General features: G+C 31.2%; 15 protein-coding genes. 11 read left to right on the top strand and 4 right to left on the bottom strand.

Annotated features, from left to right (window positions below; translation table 11 throughout):
• Positions 1–146: 146 nt before the first annotated feature.
• The 5 genes from KQS_RS09265 (at position 147) to KQS_RS09245 (ending at position 8,181) form a co-directional block, all read left to right on the top strand.
• Entirely contained in the window at positions 147–4,157 is a 4,011-nt protein-coding gene (locus tag KQS_RS09265; protein WP_014388926.1) for a GEVED domain-containing protein, read from the top strand.
• Positions 4,158–4,239: 82 nt separating this feature from the next.
• Positions 4,240–5,235, top strand: coding sequence for a glycosyltransferase (locus KQS_RS09260; RefSeq protein ID WP_014388925.1), 996 nt, complete (start codon positions 4,240–4,242; stop codon positions 5,233–5,235).
• Between the two features lie 2 nt (positions 5,236–5,237).
• Positions 5,238–5,825: a dephospho-CoA kinase gene (coaE, locus tag KQS_RS09255; protein WP_014388924.1), complete on the top strand. Its 588-nt coding sequence runs from the start codon at positions 5,238–5,240 to the stop codon at positions 5,823–5,825.
• A 71-nt stretch (positions 5,826–5,896) separates the two neighbouring features.
• A complete protein-coding gene (locus KQS_RS09250; protein WP_014388923.1) occupies positions 5,897–7,480 on the top strand; it encodes a sensor histidine kinase in 1,584 nt (527 codons plus the stop codon).
• Between the two features lie 2 nt (positions 7,481–7,482).
• The gene (locus tag KQS_RS09245; protein WP_014388922.1) at positions 7,483–8,181 is read left to right on the top strand and encodes a response regulator transcription factor; all 699 of its coding nucleotides are present in this window, start codon (positions 7,483–7,485) and stop codon (positions 8,179–8,181) included.
• A 32-nt stretch (positions 8,182–8,213) separates the two neighbouring features.
• Here KQS_RS09245 and KQS_RS09240 read toward each other — a convergent pair whose 3' ends face one another.
• The 3 genes from KQS_RS09240 to KQS_RS09230 are packed head-to-tail and all read right to left on the bottom strand — an operon-like array spanning position 8,214 to position 10,627.
• On the bottom strand, positions 8,214–8,537 hold the full coding sequence (locus KQS_RS09240) for a YbaB/EbfC family nucleoid-associated protein (protein ID WP_014388921.1): 324 nt from the start codon (positions 8,535–8,537) through the stop codon (positions 8,214–8,216).
• 10 nt (positions 8,538–8,547) lie between these two features.
• The gene (locus KQS_RS09235) at positions 8,548–9,666 is read right to left on the bottom strand and encodes a GNAT family N-acetyltransferase (protein ID WP_014388920.1); all 1,119 of its coding nucleotides are present in this window, start codon (positions 9,664–9,666) and stop codon (positions 8,548–8,550) included.
• 1 nt (position 9,667) lies between these two features.
• On the bottom strand, positions 9,668–10,627 hold the full coding sequence (locus tag KQS_RS09230) for a transporter (protein WP_014388919.1): 960 nt from the start codon (positions 10,625–10,627) through the stop codon (positions 9,668–9,670).
• Between the two features lie 109 nt (positions 10,628–10,736).
• On the opposite strand from KQS_RS09230, the gene KQS_RS09225 reads away from it, so the two are divergent.
• Genes KQS_RS09225 through KQS_RS09205 form a run of 6 tightly spaced genes read left to right on the top strand, consistent with a single transcriptional unit; the run spans position 10,737 to position 16,919 of the window.
• The gene (locus tag KQS_RS09225) at positions 10,737–11,009 is read left to right on the top strand and encodes a DUF4834 family protein (protein WP_014388918.1); all 273 of its coding nucleotides are present in this window, start codon (positions 10,737–10,739) and stop codon (positions 11,007–11,009) included.
• Positions 11,010–11,069: 60 nt separating this feature from the next.
• Positions 11,070–13,496: a YfhO family protein gene (locus KQS_RS09220; RefSeq protein ID WP_014388917.1), complete on the top strand. Its 2,427-nt coding sequence runs from the start codon at positions 11,070–11,072 to the stop codon at positions 13,494–13,496.
• A 16-nt stretch (positions 13,497–13,512) separates the two neighbouring features.
• A complete protein-coding gene (locus tag KQS_RS14680; RefSeq protein ID WP_262487918.1) occupies positions 13,513–13,647 on the top strand; it encodes a hypothetical protein in 135 nt (44 codons plus the stop codon).
• Positions 13,647–14,120: a nucleotidyltransferase gene (locus KQS_RS09215; RefSeq protein ID WP_014388916.1), complete on the top strand. Its 474-nt coding sequence runs from the start codon at positions 13,647–13,649 to the stop codon at positions 14,118–14,120. The genes KQS_RS14680 and KQS_RS09215 overlap by 1 nt, the downstream gene beginning before the upstream one ends.
• Positions 14,121–14,125: 5 nt before the next feature.
• Entirely contained in the window at positions 14,126–15,424 is a 1,299-nt protein-coding gene (locus KQS_RS09210; RefSeq protein WP_014388915.1) for a glycosyltransferase family 4 protein, read from the top strand.
• A 7-nt stretch (positions 15,425–15,431) separates the two neighbouring features.
• Positions 15,432–16,919, top strand: a complete 1,488-nt coding sequence (locus KQS_RS09205; protein ID WP_014388914.1) for a lipopolysaccharide biosynthesis protein — start codon at positions 15,432–15,434, stop codon at positions 16,917–16,919.
• 49 nt (positions 16,920–16,968) lie between these two features.
• Here the strand turns inward: KQS_RS09205 and KQS_RS14040 are convergent, their stop codons facing one another.
• Positions 16,969–17,640, bottom strand: a complete 672-nt coding sequence (locus KQS_RS14040) for a hypothetical protein (protein ID WP_014388913.1) — start codon at positions 17,638–17,640, stop codon at positions 16,969–16,971.
• Positions 17,641–17,885: the final 245 nt, after the last annotated feature.

Here is a 17,885-nt window from a genome sequence, read left to right as displayed (position 1 = left end):
AAATGTTATAAATCTTTATAAAGTTACTAGTTTGTAATTTTTTTCTTTTTATTTAATCAATGTTATGTAGATTTTTTTTCTGGATTACTTTTATGTTAATAAATTAATTATTTACTTTACAGTTAATTAACAATAATTAAATCATAATGAAAAAAATTACTTTTTGGATGTTTGCTATTCTAATATGTGGGTTGTCCTTTGCTCAGACAACTGTCACTATTGGAACGGGTACTACTTCAGCTTCCGGAACAAATGGGACTCCTATTTATAGGTCCAGTTCTACAAGCACCTTTCATTTTTCGCAAAGTGTGCAATTGCTTACTGCTGCAGATTTAAGTGCTGCTGGTATTACCGCAGGTTCTACAATTACAAAGATTGCATATTACAAAAATGATGCAAATGTTTTGTCTGGAACTAATACAGCGACTTTAAATCTTTACATGAAAAATTCAAGTGCAACGTCTTTAGTTACGACTCAAAATTTTGCTACTTGGATTTCAGGAGCAACCAATGTTTACAATAACACGGCTTTGAATAATGCTTCTTTTCCTGCTGCAGCTGGATGGGTTGAATTTACATTTTCAACACCATTTATTTACACAGGTGGAGCAATTGAAACGGCTATTAATTGGCAATTAACCCCTACTGCTTCTCCATATTCTTCTGGAAGCTTTTCTTGGATGTATACAACAGTTACTGGTGCTCAAGCAGTTGGTACATCAAACAGTGCTGCAATTACGGGTAATTTATCTTCAAGTCAAACTAGAATTTACAATACGCAATTAACTTATACTAATTCTCCTTGTTCAGGTACACCTGCTCCAGGAAATACAATTGCATCAACTTCTACACCATGTTTCGGTTCCTCAGTTGTTTTATCTTTACAAAACCCTACAATTGGAACGGGTGTTACTTATCAATGGTATTTAAATGGTTTACCTATTTCGGGTGCTAATTCAGCAACTTATACAGTTCCTTCTGTAACTGCTTCTGATACGTATTATTGTGAAGTTACTTGTTCTGGAAATACAACAGCTTCCACATCTTTATTGGTAAGTCCAAGTATTTTAACGGCACCAGTGACTGAACCTTTTGCTACTTTTTTACCTTCATGTTGGACAAATATGTTTGGTGGAGATTTAACTACGGGTCCAACAGCATCAACTGGTTCTGGTTGGGTTGTAGATGGTTTCGCTAATGTAGGGACAACAGGTGCAATTCGTAATGAAATATTTACAACAGGAGCAAATGATTGGGTGGTTTCACCAGTAATTAACATTCCTGCTTCAGGATATGAATTAAAATTTGATGCAGCGGCTACACAGTGGGCTTCTACTACTTCTCCTACAACGCCATGGGAATCTGATGATTACATTGAAGTTTTAGTGGCAACTGGTGGTTCTACTACTAACTGGACGCCATTATTTACATATAATGACACCAACCAGCCTTCAAATACTGGTTCACCAAATATTATAGATTTAGATGCTTATGCAGGACAAAATGTCCGTTTTGCATTTCATGCTGTAGAAGGAGCGACAAATGGTTTAGCAGATATTGATTTTTCAATTGATAATTTTGAAGTTAGATTATCACCTGCATGTCCTGATCAAACAGGATTAGTATTAGGGAATGTTACAGCCTATACAGTTGATGCTTCTTGGACAGATTTATCAGGTTCTGGAGCTGTAGCTTATGAATATGCAGTAACTACTTCTGCAACACCTCCTGCTTCAGGAACTGTTATTGCTACATCTTTTGTACAAGCAACAGGATTATTACCTCAAACGGTTTATTATTTCCATGTTAGAGCAAATTGTGCTGGTTCTACTTATGGAAATTGGATAACAGGTACGTTTACTACTGCATGTGCGCCTGTAACAACGTTCCCTGTATTAGAACCATTTGCTACTTTTTTACCTTCTTGTTGGATTAAAGGTGATAATGGAGATTTAACAGCTGGTCCAGCTACTTTTGGTAATAATTCATGGAAAGCCGATGGATTTGCAAATGTTGGAACTACAGGATCGATTGCTTATAATCATTACACAACAGGAGCAAATGATTGGATTATCTCTCCTGAATATTCAATTCCAACTTCAGGATATGAATTAAAATTTGATGCTGCTTTAACACAATGGAATGGTACAACAGCTCCAACAACTGCATGGGATGCAGGTGATGTGGTGGAAGTACTAGTTTCAAATGGATTAGCGAATTGGTCAGTTATTTATACTTTTGATAATGCTAATACTCCAGCTGCAACTGGTTCACCTTATGTGTTTGATTTAGATGCTTATGCAGGTCAAACCGTAAGATTTGCATATAGAGTTGTATCAGGAGCTACTGACGGTACTGATGATACAGACTTCTTTGTTGATAATTTCCAAATTAGACTTTCGCCTACATGTCCTGATCAAACTGGGTTAGTAATTGGTACAATTACTGCAACTACAGTAGATGCTTCTTGGGATGACTTGAGTGGATCGGGAGCAATTGGTTATGAATATGCAGTTACAACTTCTGCAACACCGCCAGCTTCAGGCACTTCAATTGCAACTACTTTTGTACAAGCAACTGCTTTAACTCCTCAAACAGTATATTATGTTCATGTAAGACCACTTTGTTCTGGTGCAGTTTATGGAAATTGGATTACTTCTACTTTTACAACGGCTTGTGCCCCAATTACTACATTACCTTGGACTGAAGGATTTGAAGGATTAACTACAGTTGGTACAACTAATTTCCCTTCATGTTGGTTTAAACAAAATGGAGGATGGGAATCTAGAAATTCAAATGATACTTACAGTACTTCAAATACAGGAACTAAATTTATTAGAAATCCTTGGTCTGCAACAAATGAATTTATTTGGACTCCAGGATTTGATTTAGTTGCAGGAACTTCTTATGATTTCTCTTCATTCATTCAAGGAGATAATGGTACTACTTGGGTTGTAGATTATTTTGTGAATTCAGCACAAAATTCAACAGGAGCAACGCAAATTGGAACTACTTATAATGTACCTGGAACAGGAACTACTTATGCAGCTCAAGCTTATAATAAAGTTACTGCAACATTTGTACCAGCTACTTCAGGAACTTATTATTTTGCAGTTAGAGTAAATGAATCTACGGGTAATCCTTGGTATGTTTCTTTTGATGATTTTGAATTAAAATTAACACCAGCAACACCTCCGTCTTGTGCTACTGGCTTAACAGCAACACCTGATGCAACTTGTGGAAATTTTGCTTCTACTTTATCTTGGACAGCAGAACCACTTGCTACTGGATATTATGTTACCATCGGAACAACTTCTGGAGGTTCTGATATTGCGAATGCAGTGCCTGTAAGTGTTACATCTTATAGCTTCTCAGGATTAAATAATACTCAGTATTTTTGGAAAGTTGTGCCTTACAATGGTGCAGGAAGTGCAACGGGTTGTACTGAACAATCATTTACAACAGCTGTTAATGGATGTTATTGTGTATCTGTTCCTTCTTCTTTGGATAATTCAGGAATTACAAATGTAGTTTTAGGTGCAACTCCATATACGATTACTCCGGTTACTTATGTAAATAATACTGCTACACCTGAAATTATCGCTCCTGGTGCTACAGCAAATTTACAATTGACTTTCTCAACAGGTTATACTTATGATATAAATGTTTGGATTGACTTCAATAATGATTTTGATTTTGATGATGCTGGAGAGTTAGTAAAAACGGGTATTGCTTGTACTAATGTTCAACCGAATACAGTAGATGCTTCATTTACTATGCCTCTAACAGCTCCTTCAGGACCACATAGAATGAGAATTGGTACTGCAGATTCTGGACAAGTTCCTCCTGCACCTTGTTATAATGGTTCGTATGGTGTAACATTAGACTTTACAGTTGATACTTCATTAGCAACTTCAAGTTTTGATTTAAGTAATTTTGTTGCTTATCCAAACCCAGTAAAAGATGTATTGAATTTATCATATTCAACAGCAATTACAAATGTAAAAGTGACTAATTTATTAGGACAACAAGTAATGACTAAGAATGTAAATGATACTAATGTTCAAGTAAACATGTCTGATTTGTCAGCAGGTGCTTACATTGTAACAATTTCTTCTGGAGATATGATTCATACAATTAAAGTTGTTAAACAATAATATAATTTAAATTATATTCTTAAAGTCCCGATGAATAATCGGGACTTTTTTTGTTTTTATTATTTATCTTTGCGAAAAAAAAATGTATTTTTCTTTAATTATTCCTGTTTATAATAGACCCGACGAGATTGATGAATTATTAGAAAGTTTAGTATGCCAAACTTTCAAAGAAAATTATGAAATAGTGATAATTGAAGACGGTTCTTCAATAGATTGTAAATTAATTGTAGAAAAATATACTTCGTTGTCTATTAGTTATTATTACAAGGCAAATACTGGGCCTGGTGATTCACGAAACTTTGGAATGCGTGTAGCTAAAGGAGATTATTTTATTGTTCTAGATTCGGATTGTATTATTCCTTCAGATTATTTAGAAAAGGTAAAGCGTTCATTAGATAGTGAATATGTGGATTGTTTCGGTGGTCCTGATAAAGCGTTGGATAGTTTTTTGGATATTCAAAAAGCTATTAATTTTACTATGACTTCTTTTTTAACTACCGGTGGAATTAGAGGAGGAAGTGAAAAAATAGGAAAATTTCAACCCAGAAGTTTTAATATGGGGATTTCTAAAAAAGCTTTTGAAGTTTCTGAAGGTTTTGGAAATATTCATCCTGGAGAAGACCCCGATTTATCGATTAGACTTTGGAAGGCCGGATTTCAAACGAAGCTAATATCCGAAGCATATGTATTTCATAAGCGAAGAATTGATTGGAATAAATTTTACATTCAAGTCAATAAATTTGGTTTAGCACGACCAATATTAAATAAATGGTACCCAGAATATGCTAAAATTACATTTTGGTTTCCTACGTTGTTTATGTTAGGATTTTTAGGTTCATTATTGCTAACTTTTTTTAAAGTTCCCTATTTTATTTATTTATTTGGATGTTATTTTTTAATCTTGGGGATAGTGTCTACCATTCAAAATAAAAGTATTAAAATTGGATATTATTCAATAATAGCTGCAATTATTCAATTTTATGGCTATGGTAAAGGTTTTTTAAATTCTTACATTCAAGTGCATTTATTAAATAAAGAACCTGAACTTGCTTTTCCAAAAATGTTTTTTAAAAAATAAGCATGACTAAAATAATTGGATTAACAGGCGGAATTGGAAGTGGAAAAACTACGGTCGCAAACTTTTTTAAAGAAAAAGGGGTTCCAGTTTATATTGCTGATGATGAAGCAAAAAAGATAATGGACTATAACGAAGTAATCGCCGAGGTTCAACAATTATTTGAAGAAAAAGTTATTGATAATTTCGGAAAATTAGATCGTAAAAAAATTAGTCAAATTGTATTTCATAATAAAGAAAAATTAAATGCATTAAACGCACTGATTCATCCTAAAGTAAAAGCTCATTTTAATACTTGGTTAGAAAAACACGCATCGTTTTCATTTGTAATAAAAGAAGTAGCCATTTTATTTGAAACAAATGGTCATTTGTATTGTGACGCTACAATTTTAGTAACAGCTCCAATTGAAATTCGAGTGGAAAGAGTAATGAAGAGAGATCATAAAACTAGGGAAGAAGTGCTTCAAGTGATTAATAATCAAATGCCTGAAGAAGAAAAAATAAAATTAGCTACTTATGTAGTTGAAAATGAAAAATTAGAAAAAACGCACAAACAAGTCGAAATTATACTTCAAAAATTAAAATTTCTTTAAAAATTAACATAAATGTTAATGTTTGGTTAATCTTCTTAACACTTCCATTTTAGGTTGTAATTTTGTAAGAGATGAATAAAACCAAGTTTCGAATATTAGTTTTTTTAATGAGTATTTCCATGATTGGAATTATTATAGTTCAATTGTATTGGATTAATAGCTCATTTATTAAAAATGACGAACAATTTAAACATCATACTCAACAAGTTCTTAATAATGTTGCAAAAAAACTGGATGATAAAGAGGTAATGGATTTTTATAAACGTTATTTTCAAATCAAAGATAGTTTAGGTAGAGAACCAAAAAGAGAACAATTGAGGAAAATTTATTTTTATGATAAAGATTCAAAAACCAATGAAACGGTAATCTATACAAATACAATAATTCCTGAAGATTATGGTATTGATGGTTCTTTTTTTGATAAAAGCGCCTATCCTATAGGTATCAAAAATTATATTTCAAAAAGAAAAACTGAAGTTTATAAAAATAATTCTTTAGATGGTACTACTTCTTCTATCAAATCAAAACCTGATGTAACAATTGAAAAATCCGGAAATTTAGAAGTTTTAGATCGAGTTCAATTTTACGTTGCCTTTAGAGATATTGTATCACAAAGACCAATTCATAGAAGACTTTCAGCAAATTTGCTACAAAGTATATTAAGTTTTGAATTGAATAAAGCAGGTATTAAAACACCTTTTGAATACGCCGTTTATAGCAACGGATTAGCCACTAAAATTAAATCGGAAGAGTTTAGATTAGATAAATGCACCACTTATGGAATGCCTATATTAATGGATGCTGACGGGAATTCTAAGTACGAATTATTAGTTCGATTTCCCAATAAAACTAATTATGTGTTTTCGGAATTGGTTCCTATGACAATTTTATCACTACTTTTCACGTTAATTATTATATTAACCTACAGTAGTGCTTTAAAACAATTAATAACTCAAAAACAAATTTCTGAAATCAAAACAGATTTCATTAATAATATGACGCATGAGTTTAAAACACCAATTGCAACTATCAATTTAGCATTAGATGCCATAAGAAATCCAAAAATCATTGAAGATAAGGAAAAGGTTCAAAAATATCTTCAAATGATTAAAGATGAAAACAAACGAATGCATGCTCAAGTTGAAAATGTATTGAGAATTTCAAAATTAGAACGAAACGAATTAGAAATTAATAAAGAACCTCACCAAGTTGATGAATTCATAGAAGACGCTATTGATCATGTGAGTTTAATATTAGAAGATAAAGAAGGAATAATAAATACTCATTTTAATGCAACACGAAATACTGTGCTTTTAAATGATGTCCATTTTACAAATGTTTTGGTTAATATTTTAGATAATGCAATGAAATATTCAATTGATAAACCTGTAATTAATGTGTTTACTGAGAATATTAAAGATTATATTTTAATTAAAATTCAAGACAACGGTATAGGAATGTCAAAAGTTGCTCAGAAAAAAGTTTTTGATAAATTTTTTAGAGAGCATACAGGTGATTTACACAATGTTAAAGGACACGGTTTGGGGTTGGCATATGTTAAACAAATTGTTGATGATCATAATGGTCAGATTTTTGTAGAGAGTGAAAAAGGAAAAGGAAGTACATTTATAATAAAATTGCCATTAATTAATTAGTTATGGAAGCAAAAAAGATATTATTAGTAGAAGACGATCCAAATTTTGGTTCAGTTTTAAGAGATTATTTAGTAATTAATGATTTTGAAGTTACTCTTGCCAAAAATGGTATGGAGGGATTTGAAAAATTTAAAAAAGGAACATTTGATTTATGTATTCTTGATGTAATGATGCCTTATAAAGATGGGTACACGTTAGCAAGAGAAATAAGAGAAAAAAATCAAGAAGTTCCTATCATTTTCTTAACAGCAAAAACATTGAAAGAAGATGTTTTAAAAGGTTATAAAGTGGGGGCAGATGATTATTTGAACAAACCTTTTGATTCTGAAGTTTTATTGATGAAAATAAAAGCAATCATGCAAAGAAAAGCTTCAGAGACTAAACCGGATTCAAACGTATTCGAATTTGAAATTGGTAAATTTCACTTAAATTCTAAATTAAGATTTTTATCATATGGTACTGAGGAACCTGTGAAATTGTCTCCAAAAGAATCTGAATTGTTAAAAATGTTAGCTTTACACGTTAATGATTTAATGCCAAGAGAGTTAGCTTTAACAAAAATTTGGAGAGACGATAATTATTTTACATCACGTAGTATGGATGTGTATATCGCTAAATTAAGAAAATATCTTAAAAGAGATGAAAGAGTTGAAATCTTAAATATTCATGGTGAAGGCTTTAGATTAGTAATCAATTCATAAATAAAAAAAAAGGAACTATAAAGTTCCTTTTTTTATTTAAATAGATCCATACCCGGTATGTTTGGCATGCCTTCTTTAGCAACCGCAGCTAATTCAGCTTCATTTATATTTGTTGCCTTAGTGATTATTTTATTTAACGTAGTAATTAAATAATCTTCAAGCATTTCCTTATCTTGAAGTAGTTCATCAGCAATGTGTAAGTTCTTAATTTCACGATTTGCAGTCATAGTTATTTCTAATAAGCCATCGCTGCTTTTTTCATCTACTAAAACCGAATTTAATCTTTGTTTTGTCGCTTCAATTTTTTGTTGGGTTTCTTTAATTTTGCCCATCATTCCCATAATGTCTCCAAACATAGTTTAAAAATTATAATTGTTTAATATAAGTACTTCTTTTTTTATGAATTGTAGGATTAAAATGCTTCCATAGATTATGAATGGCATGGTTTTCTTCTAATTCTGGAGTTCTAATGCATGTTTCTATGCCATTTTTCTTAAATGTTTTAGCATATTCATCAAATACAATAGCTGTAATACCTTTACTTTGGTATTCTGGTAAAACACCTATTAAATAAAAAACAGCAGTTTTGTTGTTTTTTCTTGCTTTTAATAAATGGTAAAACCCAAATGGAAATAATTTACCTCTTGCTTTAATTAATGCTTCTGAAAAATCAGGCATAACTATGCTGAAAGAAACTAAATTGCCATTCTTGTCTTCAATAAATTTTATATACTCTGGATTAATTAATCCAATATATTTCTTTTTAAAATATTCAATTTGTGTTGCGTTAACTGCAACAAATGATTGTAATTTTGAATAAGTAGAATTAAACAACTCAAACATTTTATCAACATAAGGCATAATGTCTTTTGAGTTGGTAAAGTTTATAGGTTTCAACTCATATCTTTGTTTTAAAACATTTGCAATTTTTTCAAAAGGAGCAATGTCTACGTTTTTGAAAGGAAATTTACTTTCAATATATTTTTTTTCTTCAACAAAACCTAATTGTTCAAAATGATCTTTATAATAAGGATGATTGTACCATGTAATCATTAAACCTTGTTGGTCAAATCCTTCAGTTAAAACACCAACTTTGTCTAAATTTGAAAAGCCTAAGGGACCTTCCATGTTTTCCATTTTATGTTCACGACCAAATGCTTCAACTTTGGACAATAATGCTTTTGTAACTTCAACATCATCAATGACATCGAACCATCCAAAACGTACTTTCTTTTTGCCTAATTGATTAACTTCATCCCAATTAATAATGGCTACAGTTTTGCCTACAATTTTTCCATCTTTATAAGCTAAATAAAAATGAGCATCTGCCGACTTAAATGCTGGGTTTTTAGATTTATCAAATGTCTCAAGCTCATCATTAATCAAAGGTGGAACCCAATAAGGATTGTCTTTATATAATTCAAATGAAAAATTTATAAATTCTTTTAATTCTTTTTTGCTGAAAATTTCTTTTACCTCTATCATTTTATTCTACTGAATCTTTTCTCTTATTTTTTTCGGCTTTTTTGTCCATTTTTTTGTCCATTTTACTTTGTGTTCCTGGTTTAGCCATTTTCACTTCTTGATAGTTTTTAATAAAACGCCAAGTTAAACCAATTCCTCCGTAAAATATTCCTGGTGTTGACTTAATATTTGTTCCAAAAGAAGCATCAATTTGCATGTCTTTTTTGAATAAATAAGCAGCGCCTAATCGGAAAATACCGTCGCTGTAATACTTACCATTATAGCCTTGATTTTCTATAAATGCAGACCAATTTTGATTAATACCTCTAGTTAGTGTTAATACATAATCGATACTTGCATAATCTGTTCCAATTTTATTATATGCTAAATTGGTAACTAATACCCATCTGGTTCCAAAGTGATTTTGTGCTATAATCATGGCTCTTGGACTTACAGTTGATTCTAGTTCAGGTCCATAACTAAAATAATTATTCTTGTCTAAATTGAAACTAGCTCCTGCATAGCCCGCAAGAGCTGGTATAAATTGACGCCATTTAAATCTGTGATTTGCTTTCCAACTGTATAAATTTGGTTTTTCTTCATAATTTTTAAATGGATCATAAAATAAATATTTTACACCAATAACTGCATTTTTTATTGCACTTCTGTTTGTTTCTATATTATAAGCAGTGAAATTGTCTTTTTGATATTGAATTTCACCAATAACTTCAAGTTCTTCTTTCCAAACGCCATAACGTAAAGCTAATTCTCCATTAAATCCTTTTGCTTGATAATTTAAAAGATTATGTTTTTCTGAAACGTAATTTACTCCAGTTTCAGCTTGAATTATTTTTTTTCCAACAGCAAATGCCATCATTGATTTACCAGGTCTATTGGAGTTTACTTCATCCGTAAACTGTGCTTTTCCTACAAATGCACTAAAAAGTGTTGCAGTTAGTAGTATTCTTTTTAATTGCATCATATCTTCAGAAATTTTGCTAAATGGTTATAGTTTTCAAATGTAAAATATTTTATAATTATTTTAAGTATGTTGTGAAATATTTATTCTTATTTTTGAAAAAAATAGTAGAATGGATACGGCAAGTTTACAAGGATTAATCAAAACGTTATTTTATATTCTTTTGTTCTATTACTTGTTTAAATTTTTAATGCGATTATTAGCGCCTTATTTGGTGCAACAAATGGCAAAAAAAGCAGAAGAACATATTAAGAAACAATTTGATCAGCAACAACAAAATTATCACACACATAATCAAAATCAAACGCAAACTGAATCAAAAAAGGCTACTCCAAAACCGACAAAACAGGTAGGTGAGTACATTGATTTTGAAGAAGTGGAATAAATTGCTCCGTATTATCGGAGTTTTTTTATTTTTGTACATTATTTAATCCAAAACAAAGAAATGAAGAACTTAAATAAGTTTGCCCCGCATTTGTATGCATTAATTGGTTTTATTGCAATTGCATTAATTTATTTTTATCCAACTTTACAAGGAAAACAAATTTTTCAGTCCGATATTGCTCAATATACCGGAATGGCTAAAGAACAAATCGACTTTAGAAAGGAATATAAGGAAGAACCGTATTGGACTAATAGTGCTTTTGGTGGGATGCCAACCTATCAATTAGGAGCTAAATATCCTAATAACTATATAAAAGACTTAGATAGTGTTTTACGTTTTTTACCTAGACCGGCCGATTATTTGTTTTTATATTTTTTAGGATTTTATGTCTTAATGTTAAGCTTGAAAATGAAGCCATTAAAAGCTTTTTTTGGTGCTTTAGCTTTTGGATTTTCAACGTATTTGATCATTATTTTAGGTGTTGGACATAATGCGAAAGCACATGCTATTGCTTATATGCCGTTATTGTTAGCAGGTGTTTTATGGGTTTTCCAAAAAAGATATGTTTTAGGAGGAATTGTAACCATGCTAGCCGCTGCTTTGGAAATTCAGGCAAATCACTTCCAGATGACCTATTATTTCTTGTTTTTATTGTTAATTATTGGAGGCTATTATTTCATTGAAATTATAAAAGAAAAAGATTTTAAACATTTAACTAAAGTGTTAGGTGTATTTGCAATTGGTGCAATTTTAGCAGTAGGAGCAAACGCAACCAATTTATTAGCCACTTCAGAATATGCTAAGTATTCAACACGAAGTAATAGTGAATTGTCTTTTGATGCAGAGGGCAAGAAAAAAATCGATGATAACGCCATGAGCTATGAATATATAACCGAATACAGTTATGGTATTGGCGAAAGTTTAAATTTAATTGCTCCAAAATTGTTTGGTGGTTCAAATTCAGAAGATTTAGGTCCGGATTCATCGATGTACCAATTTATTGTAGCACAAAATGTTCCTGAAAGTGAAGCTGTAAATTTGGTTAAACACATGCCAACTTATTGGGGAGAACAGCCTATTGTTGCCGCTCCTGCTTATATTGGAATAGTAGTTTTCTTTTTGGCAATACTTGCATTGTTTGTTGAAAAACGGAAAATTAAATATGCATTGGCAGTGGGTGTGGTGTTTTCATTGGCTCTTTCATGGGGTAAACATTTTGCTCCTTTAACCGATTTCTTCATCAATTATGTACCTATGTACAATAAATTTAGAGCGGTTTCATCCATTCAAGTTTTATTAGAATTGTGCATGCCTGTTTTAGCTATTTTAGGATTATCTGCATTTGTGAATAGTGATGAAACTGAGCGCGGCAAATCATTGTTATATGCAGGTGGAATTGTAGCGGGAATTTTAGTAGTGTTATTGTTGTTGAGCGGATCATTCTCATTTACAAGTTTAAATGATGAGTTTTATGCGAAACAATATGGAGCTAATTTTATGGATGTATTGAAAGAAGATAGAAAAGCTATGTATTTCTCAACAATTTATCGTTCCTTAGGGTTTCTAGCGGTTGCTTTTGCAGTTCTGTTTTTCTATACTAAAAAGACATTTTCACAATTCAATACCGTACTTTTAGTTGGTTTAGTAATGGTTTTCGATTTGTTCTTTGTAGCTAAAAATTACGTAAAAGCGGAAGATTTTGTATCGAAATCACAAATTGAACGTCCTTTTGAAGAAACAGAAGCCGATAAACGAATTCTTGAAGATAAATCACATTTTAGAGTTTTCGAAATGGATGGAAATATGAACAGTGCTCGTGCTTCTTTCTTCCATAAATCAATTGGCGGTTATCATGCAGCCAAGCCAAAAAAAATGCAGGAGTTGTTTGATTACCAAATCGCTAAGAATAATATTGAAGTATTGAATATGTTGAATACAAAATATGTGATTCAAACGAATGAACAAGGAGCGCCAATGGCCTTGCAAAATCCGAATGCCAATGGAAATGCTTGGTTTGTCTCAAAACTAAAATTTGTGAATTCAGCAGATGAAGAAATGAAAGCTTTAAATTCTTTAAAAACGAAGGATGAAGCTACATTGTCAAAAAAGGAAAACAAAGATGTAACGATAGCCGCAACTTTTACGAAAGATTCAACTGCTACCATAAATTTAGAAACTTATAAACCTAATTATTTGAAGTATGTATCAACTAATTCAAACGCTGGTTTTGGGGTGTTTTCTGAAATTTATTACCCAAAAGGTTGGATAGCTACAATTGATGGAAAAGAAGCAACAATCTTAAATGTGAATTATGTTTTAAGAGGATTGCAAATTCCAGCTGGGAAACATACTATTGAATTTAAATTTGAACCTGAAGTAGTGAAAACAGGGGGAATGATTGCATTAATTAGCTCTGTTTTAATGTTGGGTGTAATTGGATTAGGTATTTTTTATTGGAGAAAGAAAACTCAGCAAGTTGCTCAATAATTTGTAATGCTATAAAATGACAAAATCTGAAAAAGAACATATCATTGAGATGCAATCTTTATCCTATTTTGAAAGGTTAGAGCGATTAATGAAATTAATTGAAATATCCTATGCTTTAAAAACTGCAAAAATTATTAAAATTAAGAAATAATGATACCTGAAGTTTTTGAGATTTGGAAAAATTTTGATTTTGAAAAATTAGAATATATTATTATTGGAGGTTTTGCTGTCAATATCTATGGGTATAATAGAAATACAGGTGATATGGATGTTTTTTTCAAAGATACCTTAGAAAATCGTTTAAAACTTAATAAAGCGCTTAAAGCATCAAAATTAATTGAATTTCCAAATGTTGAAACGATGCAATTTATTCCCGGATATACAGATGTAAATATTGGTTTTGGAATGCGATTAGACTTAATGACAAGTGTAAAAGGACTTGAAGATATCTCTTTTGATGAGTTGTTAAATAACGCAACAGTTGTTGAAATTGCTGGGGTGAAAGTTAATTTTATTGATTATGAAAATTTAATTAAATCTAAATTTGCAGCTAATCGGACTAAAGACATTTTAGATATTGAAGAATTAAATAAAGTCAATTCAAAAGAAAATAAATTAGATTAGTTATTTTGGAAAGTCCAACAAAAAAAGTTTTAATCGTTTGTTATTACTGGCCACCTGCAGGAGGTCCGGGCGTGCAGCGTTGGTTAAAATTTGTGAAATATTTGCCCGATTTTGGAATTCAACCCATTGTTTACATTCCAGAAAATCCCAACTATCCTTTATTGGATGAAAAATTGAACAGTGATGTAAACGAAAAGGCAATCATTTTAAAAAATAAGATTTTCGAACCTTATGCTTTGGCTTCTATTTTTTCTAAAAATAAGACCAAGAAAATAAGTGCTGGGATTATCACAAAAGATAAAAAACAATCTTGGGTTGAAAAAATGATGTTGTGGATTCGCGGTAATATTTTTATTCCTGATGCCCGTGTATTTTGGGTGAAACCTTCTGTGAACTATCTAAAAAAGTACATTCAAGAAAATCATATAGAAACAGTTATTACCACTGGACCACCTCATAGCTTACATTTGATAGGTTTGGCGTTAAAAAAACAGTTAAAAATTAATTGGATAGCTGATTTTCGTGATCCTTGGACTACTATTGGCTATCATAAAGAATTGAAGTTAAGTACTTGGGCAGCCAATAAACATAAAAAATGGGAAGCAGAAGTGTTAAATAGCTGTGATACGGTATTAGTAACTTCGCCCACAACTAAAAAAGAATTTCAAGCGTTAACTACAAGACCCATTGAAGTCATCACAAATGGATATGATGTGGAGCGAGTAGAGAGGAAGCCTTTAGATGCTAAATTCACCATGGCGCATATTGGTTCTTTTTTATCACAAAGAAATCCGCAAATTTTATGGGAATCTTTAGCTGAATTAATTCAAGAAAATGAAGCATTTGCTCAGCATTTTCAGTTGAAATTAATCGGTGCCGTAAGTAAAGAAGTGTTACATTCAATTTCAGACTATCAATTGGATAATTATGTAAATAATCTAGGATATGTTTCGCATGAAGAAGCTTTAATTCAGCAGAGAGCTTCACAAGTATTGTTGTTAATTGAAATAGATTCTGAAGAAACCAAATGTATCATTCCAGGGAAATTATTTGAATACATGGTGTCTGAGCGTCCTATTTTAGCTATTGGGCCAAAAGATTCTGATTTTGAATCCATTATTAAATCTACCAATACAGGTGTGTTTTTCCAATACCATGAAAAAGAAGCATTAAAAGCTACTGTTTTAGAGCAATTTCAACAATATTTGAATGCTAATTTAAAAGTTCATGCCGTGGGTTTACAACAATACAGCAGAAAGAATTTAACCGCGCAATTGGCACAATTACTTTCTTCAAATTCGTAATCAAATTATGGGAATCGTCATTAAACAATCTATAAAAAATACCATCATAACCTTTATTGGTTTTGCTATTGGTGGAGCAAATACGTTGTTTATGTATCCTTATTTTTTGGGGAAAGACTATGTTGGTTTAACCGGATATGTACTTTCTACGGCTAATATTTTATACCCATTATTGTCTTTTGGAATTCAAAATACGTTAATTAAATTTTTTAATGAACATAACAAAACGGAGGAAGATTTAAATAAGTACATGACCTATATGTTACTGGTTCCTTTGGTATTTGTTATTCCGGCTTTGGTGTTTTTTTACGGATTTTATGATACTATAGCTGCCTATGAATCCAAAGAAAATGCCATTGTGTACGATTTTGTTTGGATAATTCCAATCATTGGATTGTTCATGGGGTATTTTGAAATATTTTATGCTTGGTTACGAGCACATATGAAATCGGTTTTTGGTTCCTTTGTAAAAGAAGTTTTTATTCGAATACTGATTACTATTTTACTGTTTGCCGTGTATTATGAGTATCTTTCTCAATCTGATTTTATTTATTCTTTGGTATTAGTGTATGGAATCAGTTTACTCATGATTATGTATTCGGCTAATCGAGTAAAACGAATCCGATTGCATTTCAAAGTGCCAAAACAAAGTAAAGCCATCTTAACGTATACGGTTTTTATTATTTTATCGGCTAGTGTAGCCAATATGTTGTTGGATATTGATAAATACATGATTAATAAATATATTTCAATAGATAATATTGCTTTTTACAATGTGGCAATTTTCATGGCATTAGTTATTTCTGTGCCTATGCGTGCCATGCACCAAATAACCTATCCTATTACTGCAAAACTGATGAGTGAAAAAAAATGGGAAGAGTTGAATGAGTTGTATAAAAAGTCGTCGGTTAGTTTACAAGTCATTGGAGGCTTACTTTATATTGGAATATTAGTTAATTTAAATCAGGTTTATAATTTATTGCCTGAAGAAGGGTATCGACAAGGTGTATTTGTTGTTTTTACCATTGGATTGTCTAAATATTTCGATTTAATTTTAGGAATAAATAACGCCATTATTTTCAATTCGAAATATTACCGAGCTGTTTTACTTTTAGGGGTACTTTTAGTGGTGGTTATAGTTTTGTTAAACATGTACTTTATTCCTGAATTTGGATTAAATGGTGCTGCAATAGCTACTTTAATTGCCATAACGTTATATAGTTTAGCGAAGTTGTTTTTTGTAGTAGTTAAAATGAAATTATTTCCCTTTACCAGTAAAAATTTAATTTCTTTAGGGATTACTGCACTTACTTTTTTTGTGTTTTATTTTTGGGAGTTTTCATTTCATCCAATTTTAAATATTGTATTGAAATCGATATTAGTAACATTATTTTATTTAGCAATAAATTATGCTTTAAAGGTTTCATCAGATATCAATTATGTAATGCGAAATACTATTTCAAAGGTATTACAAATGAAAAATCCTGCTTCGTAAAATACTCTGCAGGACTTCAATCAACTAACCAATTTCAAACTATATAATTTTAACTTTTTCTTTCTAATGCATCTCTTTTGATGGCATCTACGTCTTCTTTTTTCATTTTTTCTTTTGTACCGTCTTTTTTGTAGTAGTAAAAATCACCCTCATCTTCATACCAATCCTCATCATAGTCATGTCCACCACCATTATAGCCAGTTGGACAAGGGTTGTAAGCATAGCCACCATAACCGTTTACAAATCCACTTACCCCAATAATTTCACCATGATAGTTGTAAAAAATTCGCATTCCACCAATTCTTGTTAAGGCAAAACTATTATAAGTCATATAAACACTACCAATTCTTTTCACTCTTCCGTAGTAATCATAATTGATGAATACATTTCCTACTCGGCGCACTCTTCCGTAACTGTCGTGTTCAATTCGTACGCCTCTTATACCTCTATCTTCAACTCTTGGAGCGCCGTAAGTTTCATTGATGCTTCCTCTTCTTGGTCTTGGACCGTTATTTACAGTATTAAAATCGAAATCTCCTGTTGGGAATACAAAAAACTCAATACCTCTTTCTCTAAATACAATTGGTTCAGCTTCTCTATAATCTATAGCGTATGAATTATGATATTCTACTCTTGGACCTCTTCCTCGTTCTGTTTCTTGAGCCACCGCTGCGTTTAACACTAAAAATAAACCTGCAACTAAAAATGTAATTTTTTTCATAATCTTAAAATTTAATGGTTAAACATTTTTTAAAACATTGCTGTTTGATTAATCTATTTCAAGTCGTGTGCCAAAACCGAAGAAATAACTGATAACGATTTGATAATGAATTGTTAATGATTTCTAACAAGTTGGTATTTAATATGTTGTAAGAATGAAGAGCAGTTGTATGATGATTATAAATTGAAAAAAAGGATTGAAAATTTATGGTAAAACCCAATTTCATATTGTAAATGCATTGGATT

Origin of the sequence: Flavobacterium indicum GPTSA100-9 = DSM 17447, assembly GCF_000455605.1 — a bacterium.
In the GTDB taxonomy this organism is placed as follows: domain Bacteria; phylum Bacteroidota; class Bacteroidia; order Flavobacteriales; family Flavobacteriaceae; genus Flavobacterium; species Flavobacterium indicum.
Note: the sequence above shows the minus strand (reverse complement) of the source record. Positions and strands in the feature narration are given on the sequence as shown.

Bases quoted from the DNA above. Each gene is read 5' to 3' on its own strand.
- KQS_RS09265 (WP_014388926.1), top strand. From the start codon at position 147: ATGAAAAAAATTACTTTTTGGATGTTTGCTATTCTAATATGTGGGTTG.
- KQS_RS09260 (WP_014388925.1), top strand. From the start codon at position 4,240: ATGTATTTTTCTTTAATTATTCCTGTTTATAATAGACCCGACGAGATT.
- coaE (WP_014388924.1), top strand. From the start codon at position 5,238: ATGACTAAAATAATTGGATTAACAGGCGGAATTGGAAGTGGAAAAACT.
- KQS_RS09250 (WP_014388923.1), top strand. From the start codon at position 5,897: ATGAATAAAACCAAGTTTCGAATATTAGTTTTTTTAATGAGTATTTCC.
- KQS_RS09245 (WP_014388922.1), top strand. From the start codon at position 7,483: ATGGAAGCAAAAAAGATATTATTAGTAGAAGACGATCCAAATTTTGGT.
- KQS_RS09240 (WP_014388921.1), bottom strand. From the start codon at position 8,537: ATGTTTGGAGACATTATGGGAATGATGGGCAAAATTAAAGAAACCCAA.
- KQS_RS09235 (WP_014388920.1), bottom strand. From the start codon at position 9,666: ATGATAGAGGTAAAAGAAATTTTCAGCAAAAAAGAATTAAAAGAATTT.
- KQS_RS09230 (WP_014388919.1), bottom strand. From the start codon at position 10,627: ATGATGCAATTAAAAAGAATACTACTAACTGCAACACTTTTTAGTGCA.
- KQS_RS09225 (WP_014388918.1), top strand. From the start codon at position 10,737: ATGGATACGGCAAGTTTACAAGGATTAATCAAAACGTTATTTTATATT.
- KQS_RS09220 (WP_014388917.1), top strand. From the start codon at position 11,070: ATGAAGAACTTAAATAAGTTTGCCCCGCATTTGTATGCATTAATTGGT.
- KQS_RS14680 (WP_262487918.1), top strand. From the start codon at position 13,513: ATGACAAAATCTGAAAAAGAACATATCATTGAGATGCAATCTTTATCC.
- KQS_RS09215 (WP_014388916.1), top strand. From the start codon at position 13,647: ATGATACCTGAAGTTTTTGAGATTTGGAAAAATTTTGATTTTGAAAAA.
- KQS_RS09205 (WP_014388914.1), top strand. From the start codon at position 15,432: ATGGGAATCGTCATTAAACAATCTATAAAAAATACCATCATAACCTTT.
- KQS_RS14040 (WP_014388913.1), bottom strand. From the start codon at position 17,640: ATGAAAAAAATTACATTTTTAGTTGCAGGTTTATTTTTAGTGTTAAAC.